This is a genomic window from Okeania sp. (assembly GCF_983059655.1).
This window is the reverse complement of the sequence record NZ_CEZPJD010000009.1, coordinates 1,684-8,994: the sequence shown is the minus strand read 5'-3', so window position 1 is coordinate 8,994 and position 7,311 is coordinate 1,684. Positions and strand designations below refer to the sequence as shown.

Annotated in this window: 6 protein-coding genes; 2 read left to right on the top strand and 4 right to left on the bottom strand. The window is 40.2% G+C overall.

Translation table 11 applies throughout. The features are described 5' to 3' along the window. Nucleotides 1-284 precede the first annotated feature (284 nt). The gene (locus tag AC3DU7_RS01395; RefSeq protein ID WP_488037582.1) at nucleotides 285-2,738 is read right to left on the bottom strand and encodes a ComEC/Rec2 family competence protein; all 2,454 of its coding nucleotides are present in this window, start codon (nucleotides 2,736-2,738) and stop codon (nucleotides 285-287) included. Between the two features lie 108 nt (nucleotides 2,739-2,846). Then, the gene (locus tag AC3DU7_RS01390; protein ID WP_488037581.1) at nucleotides 2,847-3,323 is read right to left on the bottom strand and encodes a DUF4079 domain-containing protein; all 477 of its coding nucleotides are present in this window, start codon (nucleotides 3,321-3,323) and stop codon (nucleotides 2,847-2,849) included. A gap of 231 nt (nucleotides 3,324-3,554) precedes the next feature. Between AC3DU7_RS01390 and AC3DU7_RS01385 the strand changes: the two genes are divergently transcribed. Then, entirely contained in the window at nucleotides 3,555-3,737 is a 183-nt protein-coding gene (locus AC3DU7_RS01385; RefSeq protein WP_488037580.1) for a hypothetical protein, read from the top strand. Between the two features lie 12 nt (nucleotides 3,738-3,749). On the opposite strand, the gene glyQ is transcribed toward AC3DU7_RS01385, so the two are convergent. Next, complete coding sequence (gene glyQ / locus AC3DU7_RS01380) at nucleotides 3,750-4,649, bottom strand: glycine--tRNA ligase subunit alpha (RefSeq protein WP_488037579.1); 900 nt, start codon at nucleotides 4,647-4,649, stop codon at nucleotides 3,750-3,752. A gap of 343 nt (nucleotides 4,650-4,992) precedes the next feature. Then, nucleotides 4,993-6,345: a cytochrome P450 family protein gene (locus tag AC3DU7_RS01375; RefSeq protein ID WP_488037578.1), complete on the bottom strand. Its 1,353-nt coding sequence runs from the start codon at nucleotides 6,343-6,345 to the stop codon at nucleotides 4,993-4,995. A 142-nt stretch (nucleotides 6,346-6,487) separates the two neighbouring features. Between AC3DU7_RS01375 and AC3DU7_RS01370 the strand changes: the two genes are divergently transcribed. After that, nucleotides 6,488-7,311 (top strand): ankyrin repeat domain-containing protein (locus tag AC3DU7_RS01370; protein WP_488037577.1); only part of this gene is annotated, 824 nt, incomplete at its 3' end.

Here is a 7,311-nt window from a genome sequence, read left to right as displayed (position 1 = left end):
ACCCTTCAACGAATTTCGAGTTCGCCGCATTCGACCACTCTGCCACCTCTCCATAAAAAGTCAAAAGTCAAAATTTAAAAGTCAAAAATGATAATTAAATTTCGATCTTTAGAAAATACACATTTTTATATTATACAGCAAATCTGAATTGATTGTAAAAAATCCCGAATCCATAGCACTACGCAAACAGAGCGCGGACATTTCTCCACTGCCCTACTGCCCTACTCCCCCACTCCCTCACTCCCCACTCCCCTATTCCCTACTCCCTACTCCCTACTCCCTCATCAAAGTAAAGAACTATCAACCTTATCCGACTCTAAAGTAGTTTGAAAGCCCGTAGCAGGAGTCCATTGAATTGCACCATCACGACCAGTCCAAAATAGAAGAATATTATTTTTCTGGCAAAGTTCCACCATATCTGGATGGACAGAATCAGACGAAGCGATCGCTACTTTTGGCCGAATAATATTCAACAACTCTGGATTTAACTTGTTCCCAGACCACCAAAGCACTTGAGTCTGCGGAAAACTTCTTGCCGCTAGTAACCGACTCTGTTCCCGCAATTTTACATCTCCCAATAATAACCACTTTTGGCCATGAATCATAAATTCCACGATTGGGGTCTCAGAATTAATTAACTTCATCTGTATAGAACCCAATTCAACAGTTTGATTATTTACCAAAGTAAAATAATCAGCTTGACTAGCTCCTACAGCATCTAGTACAGGTTGGTTGTTAGTTTGATAATTCTTTTCATCATCAGCTTCCACATCATAAAATATCTTCACTCTCAAGGTATTCAAAATATCTGACCAGCCACGACTTATACCTTTTTGAGAATGAAGGGCAATAGACCAATTAATTCTATTAATACCTTGCTGGCGTAAAAATGGTAAGACCATAAATCTGGCCGTATTTTCACCCCCAGAGTTAATCAAAGTTACTTTCCGTCCATCTTGAATCACAAATACTGGTTCCTCAGATGAATCAAGAATAGTAGCTTGAAATACAGAAGCTCTAGTATACCAAAGAGGAATGATGATAATGGCGATCGCTAAAACTACACCCCACTGCCAAAACTTTAGAGAAAACTTTTTCTTTTTTCTCTGATTTGCTTCTGGCGGTCTATTTCTCCATAACCAAATACCACAAATCAACCCATAAAGCACAACCAATTGATAAATTGATATAGCACCCACCGCCACTTGATTTCCTGGTAACGCGCTAAAAAAATTTACGATTTCTATCAAAACTCTGACTGGAAAATACAATATTCCTACAATAAGACTACCTATATAAGGAGAAATCAAAGCCACCATAGCACTGATAAAACCACCCAGTGTAATCACCGCAACCAAAGGTGCAGTAGCTATATTCACAAAAATAGTATAGGGAGATATAACATGAAAAACATACAGTAATAGAGGTAAAGTCCAAATAGAAGCAGCGATCGGAATAGCAACTAGGGATGCAATACCAGAGGGCAACCAATCCAAGCGTTCCATTAATGGTGGCGCTGTTACCAACAACCCGAAAGTTGCCAAGAAGCTCAACTGAAAGCCTAAATCCCAAACCCATAAAGGATTGATTAATAGTAAAAAAGTTGCAGCCACAACTAAAGAAGCTAATGGTTGAACTTGACGTTGGGAAACAATCCCAACCAAAGCAGCTAACCCCATAAATGCTGCTCGTAATACTGAAGGCGAAATACCTGCTAAACCAACATAAATAATTAAAGTCAGGATGCCAAAGCCAAATCTTGCTCCGGGAGGCAAGCTTTTAGTCAAAGTCAGCACTACGCCTAAAATTAAGGAAATATGAAAACCTGATGCTGCTAATACATGAGCTAACCCAACTTTGACAAACTTGTCTCGTAATTGATAAGATAAATCTACAGCTCTACGCCCTAATACCATTGCACTCACAAGGGGACCCTCTGGTACGCCCAATGAACTTACATGAGAGCGAATAATTCGTTGTCGTATCCGACTTAATCCCCAAGTATTAGTATTTTCTTGATTAGTGATGGTGAGTTTATAACCTGTAATCCCAGCAAAAGCACCTTGTCTAGCTAAGTAAGCACGAAAATCAAAACCTCCGGGATTAGTTGCTGGTGATGGTTTGTATAAAGAGCCAGTAATTGCTACTGCCTCACCAGGATAAACACCTGTTGTTTGTAATAGAGGAACTGTGGCATAAAGTTTACCCGTAACGTCTTGGTGTACATTGGCCGAACCATCAGTACCTACTATTTCACTAACTTGAGCGACATTTAGCCAAAGTTGTGCTTTTTCTGAGCGAGTCTTGCGGGGAAGAGAAAGCACTTTTCCACGAACAGTAACTACTTGTTGTTGGGAGTCACCATCAACGGGAATTATTTTACTAACGTCATCTATTGACGGCTGAGGTACTCGGACTAAAAAATAAATACTACCAAGAAAAGCGATCGCTCCAGCAGTTATCCACAACCAATTTGAATTTAGCAGAGATTTTCTCGTTCTTTTTGAGATTAAATCTGGAAACTGACCATTTCTGAGTAAGTCTTCAGTATTAATTTTTTGCTGAGAAGTGGCTATAATTTTAGTCGATCTTCGTAAGTTTTGTCGGTATCCTTGTTGTACGATAATTGCTAAGACTAACCCCACACTTAGCATACCATATATACCCCAAGGAACAATGGTAGATACTAGCCCCAATATGTAAGCTAGGCTGATGACAATCGCTACAGCTTGATTCATGTTTCATTGAAGAAGGAAGAGGCAATTAACTGGGGCAGGCATCCTGCCTGCCCAAAAATATCAGGAACGGGAACGGGCAGGATGCCCATTCCACAAAACACAAAACTATTAGATAGCTAAACCAAGTCTTAGACCCAACACTGCATGAACAAACATGATACATAGTGCGATGCTGCCAAGGTAAGCGTGAGCAGTACGTAATATAGCTTGATTTCCACCAAATTTTGTTAGGGAGATAAAACCATTTGTTGCCAATAACGCTAATACTGCCGAACCAGTCCAAAAATGAGGACTTTCAAATATTTGCTGTTCTTGCATCACTAGAGATAATATTCCGCCCGTATAACCTAATGCCATAAATAAAAACATAAATGGTGCCATCTTACGGTGGTTAGAGGCACTTTCAACAGCTATAGCTTCATCAGTAACTACTCGTCTACGCCACCCAGTGAAACCCACAAAACTACCCATAACAAATACAACGATCGCCATCATCAATGGATGTCCCCAATGTACAATTGGCTCTGGCGTACCGAAATTGCGGAATATGTCAGCTATTGGTTCTAAATATTCTCTGATTTCCATTTCTTTCTCTCTGGTGGTAGTTTTTGTTTTCTCGGTTTAAGTTTATCAAAATATAGCGCTGTGCGCAGGCAACAGGCAATAAGGGGGGATTTTTGCCAATAAATATAGGTTTTCGGTGCGTTACGCTATTGCTAAGGCACTACTGGACTGACTTTGTAGGTTGGGTTAAGCGGTAGCGCAACCCAACAGATACAACCTGATGGTTGGGTTTATCCTCCGGATAAGCTCCTAATGGCGTGGATTCAAGCCAACCTACATGATAATAAGATTTTAGCCATTGGACACCTCCTGCAATTTACAAATATACCAATGTACATTGCTATAATTGGGTCGCGCAACCCCACCTTTTCAGACGAAATGATTTTGGAGGCTTGCTCAAATCCCCAAAAACAACTTCTGACTTCTGACTTTTGACTTCTGACTTCGTCAAGCTACTGCTTTAGCCTTACCTTCTGGGTTAGCTTTCAGCAATGGAAAGTTAAGACTTTCCCGTTGTTGTAAATAAAGTTGACCGACTTTGCGTGCTAAATTACGAATTCTGCCAATGTAACGAGTGCGTTCGGTGACAGAAATTACGCCTCTAGCATCAAGTAAGTTAAAACTATGAGAACATTTGAGGACGTAATCAAGACTTGGTAATACTAATCCTTGTTTTGTTAGTTGTTCGGCTTCTTTTTCATAGAGACCAAAGAGAGTAAACAAAAACTCAGGATTAGATGCCTCAAAATTATAGGTACATTGTTCGATTTCTCCCTGAAGATAAACGTCTCCATAAGTTACTTGATCAGTCCAAGCTATTTTTGTAATCGCATCTACTTCTTGGAGATACATGGCAAGGCGTTCTAAACCATAAGTAATTTCGATACACACTGGTCGGCAATCTATACTACCGCATTGTTGAAAGTAGGTAAACTGCGTAATCTCCATGCCATCAAGCCAAACCTCCCAACCTACTCCCCAAGCTCCTAGAGTGGGAGCTTCCCAGTTGTCTTCTACAAAACGAATATCATGGTCTTCTGGACGAATACCCAGAGCGCGGAGGGAGTCTAGATAAACATCCTGAATGTTATTGGGAGAAGGTTTGATTAGGACTTGATATTGGTAGTAGTGTTGGAAGCGGTTGGGGTTTTCCCCATAACGTCCATCAGTAGGGCGACGACAGGGTTCGACATAAGCAACTGACCAAGGTTCAGGACCGATCGCCCGCAGAAATGTGTGGGGATTCATTGTACCTGCTCCTTTTTCAGTATCATAAGGTAGAGCGATGAGACAGCCGCGATCGCTCCAGAACTGATTTAAGGTGGCTATGACTGATTGGAAATTCACAGACTTTTCTTTGTATTTTGAGTTTGTTTGAAATCAGAGATTTTTCAACATCTGGGAAGAAAACACTTTTGTGATTTTCCCAATTTCCACTTTTACATAACATAAAACAATTATCTTGTCAACTTTCATTATTCCTATTCCCTACGCAAATAGCTATAAAAGTTAACTAGCTATTCGCTTGAGCGCATTTCCGTACCGGAATGCATAGCTAACAGCGCTTCAGCTTTTAGCAGCTCTGGTTTAAATCCCATGTTTTCAATAAATATGAAGGTGCGTGGAGAGGTAACATTCCCCTTCTAAACGTTTACTGCTGAATGCTGAGTGCTGAATGCTGAATGCTTTTTTAACGTCGTACCTTGCCTAAAGCGATCGTGACATCTATAAGCATATTCATTGCTACATCTTTACCAGGGCAGATGCGTCCAGCACTACGATCGCCTACAGAATGGAAACCCATGTGAAAAGGGCAAAGATTTTCTCGGTTGGCATCAAATTGATAGGTTGTCGGACCCCAAAAATTTTCGTCTAATAATCCTAAGCTCATAGGAATCAATATTTTTGTACCAGCAGGAAAAGTTCGATATCTGCCAGCTATTGTCACTGTAAAAGCATCGGTTGCTATTTTATGGGAGGCACTGACGGGTGCCCAGAGACGGGAACATTCTAGAAGATAGAGTCGCACAGACTCTCGGTTATCAAGGTCGAGTTCATCCCAATAATGAGTAGGGTTAATTTCAGATGTATTTCGCCCTTTGTAGGCAGGAAGAGGCCGATCGCCCATGGAAGTTTGACCAAGATGTAGAGGACCTTGTAAAGCTGCTATACTCATAATAGGTGTCATCAGTTTGGCTAATTCTCTTTTTGTCATGCCATTATAGCGATCGCTCTGTTCGTTAAAGTTGGCTAATACAGGGGAATTTTCATATATGGTTGCTGCTTGCTCGATGGACTCTGAAATTCTTCCATGCCTAAATATGTTTAACTTTTCTAAGATAGTACTAACACCTGTAAAGTAGCGTACTGTACCCTGGCGTGTATAGTGTAAATCTGTGAGGAAGTCCATTGTAACCTTATCGTTAGGATCTAAGTCAAATAAAACATAGTGAAGATATTCAATCAGAAACCGTTTCCAACCCCGCTTATCTTCGCTAAAAAAAGCACCACCAGGGCCATGAGGCATATCTGTATAATCTGCTGCTAACTTTTCAATAAGTTGTCTGGCGATCGCATCTTGCTGACGTGCTATTGAGGAGTCATTGAGAATATAATCCTGTAAACATCTACGGAAAGCGTCATGGTCATTATTACCTGTTGCTTCCTCGTCTGAAAGTGCTAGTAGGAAAACGTTTCTACCACCTACATCTTGGTTAGGTAAATGATTTGCTTCTAGTACGGTGGTGCCTAAGTGCCATGTTCGAGCTTGGGGAGAAGTCAGTGCTGTTTCTATAGCTTCAAATTCTCCCATTACTACTTGGCCAGCACAACAAAAGTTTGGTCCTAAAACTAAGCGTTTCTGGTCTAGGTATGTAGGAAGATTTGCTACTAAACCTTCTATGAAGATAATTATTGGCAGCAAGATTTTGCTAAAGGTATTTTCTGGATTTTGAAGTGCCCAGATTTGAAAATTATTCAGCCCAATATCTATCAATGATGCTGTATAGGTTGGTTGTTGTCTTGGCGGGGTGGTTGAAGTCATATTGTTTCTCTGTGTGGTTGTTGAAAAAATGGGGGTATAAGTAGTAAATAGTTTAGCATTTGATGCGAATTTTATAACCGATAAAATAGAAAAGTAAAGATAGAATGGGAATAGAGATTTCATTATACAATCAAGCACAACAATGGATGGAATATACCTTGAATTTTCTGGACATTCGTCTGCTCTTATAGCAGCTACCCGTTTGGGTAACAAGAAGGTAGTAAAGACATTGCTATCAAGGGGAGCAAACCCTAACGCCGATAGTTCTGGGGGGCGGTTACATATTCTGTATGAAGCTATTCGTAGAGGTGATGTAGATATTGTCAAACTTTTGATTGCTTATGGTGCAGACTTTGACAATTCACATTTGCGTGTAGCTGCTAGCAGAGGCGATCCTGAAATTGTTGAATTTTTGCTTGAACTTGGGGTATCTATTGAGCCAAATACTTTGCACAGAGCAATAGAAGCTGGACACACAGAAATTGTTGAACTACTTCTTGCTCAAGGTGCAGAACCTAATGCTATAATGTTATATTGTGCTGCCAAAAATAGACATGAAAAAATTGTCAAAATTCTGAGGGAGCGTGTAGAAGTCAATCCTTATCTAGCAGCTTTATGGGGAGATTTGGAAAGGGTGAAGAAATATCTAGATCGAGGAATGGATATTAACGCTCGAGATGAATACTATCATTCTACTTTACTCCATGAAACTGCTGCCGGGGGGCATCAAGAATTAACGGAATTTTTGCTAAATAGAGGTGCAGAGGTTAATTCGACGAACAAAAAATTTTTTACGCCTTTATATGAAGCAGTTATCAATAGGCACAAAAATATTGTGGAGTTACTAATAGCTTCTGGAGCAGAAATCTGTTTAAGAAAGAATGGTACTCTAATTATGAACCTATTACACGCCACACCATGCCCAGAAATTGCTGAAATATTGATTGCCAAAGGTGCTAATATTGA